The following is an 889-nucleotide window of genomic DNA, read 5'->3' on the forward strand; positions in this document are numbered from 1 at the left end:
GACGCTCCGCACCGTGAACAGGGTCGAGATCGACCTTCCCGGCCAGCTCGCGCAGGAGATGGTCGGCTACGCCGTGACGCCGACTGCCACCAGCGCCGAGACCAGCGCGAGCATGACGAGCGCGATCTGCGCCGCGCCTGCGAGGTCGGAACGGGTGATCCAGGTGGTGTAGATCGTGACCGTGATGGTGCGGACGCCGAGGAATTCCGAGGCGCCGATGTCGTTCAGCGCCTCCATGAGGGCGAGACTGACCCCGAGCGCGATCCCCGGCCGGGCGAGCGGCAGCGCCACTCGCCAGAACGCCTCGCGCCGCGAGGCGCCCAGCGTGCGCGCGGCCTCGAGCAGGCCGGCGGACTGGGTGAGGAACACCGCCCGCACCGACAGATAGACGTAAGGGTAGAGCACGAGCCCGAGCAGCAGGATGCAGCCCGTCATCGAGCGGATGTCGGGCAGGCGGAACTCGCGCGGGCTCTCATAGCCGAGCAGCGCCCGCACGGCGCTCTGCACTGGCCCCACCGGATGCAGCATGTCGAGATAGGCGAAGGCGACCACATAGGTCGGGATCGCGAGCGGCAGCAGCAGCAGCCATTCCAGCGCGCGCCGCCCGGGGAAGTCATAGGCGGTGACCAGCCAGGCCGTGCCGCAGCCGACCGCCGCGACGAACAGGCCGACGCCGACGAGCAGCGTCGCCGTCTCCTGGACGGCGTCCGGCAGCACATAGGCGAGCAGATGCGGCCACTGCTCGAGCGAGCCGCCGAGCGCCGTCCACCTTTCGGCTAGATCTCTCACCAACCTTCTCTGAGCTCGAGGGTGTAAAGATGTTTCGACTTCGTCGATCAACACAAGCCCGTACTTGGGGAAGTCAGCTTCTAAAAACTCTGCGATTGTC

Annotated in this window: 1 pseudogene; it reads right to left on the bottom strand. The window is 67.8% G+C overall.

What is annotated here, in order from left to right:
• Positions 1–81 precede the first annotated feature (81 nt).
• Positions 82–843: pseudogene (locus tag ACIKT0_RS19270) on the bottom strand (ABC transporter permease); the annotation flags it as partial.
• Between the last annotated feature and the right edge of the window lie 46 nt (positions 844–889).

This window comes from Hansschlegelia beijingensis, from assembly GCF_045505405.1.
Classification (GTDB): Bacteria; Pseudomonadota; Alphaproteobacteria; order Rhizobiales; family Methylopilaceae; genus Methylopila; species Methylopila beijingensis_A.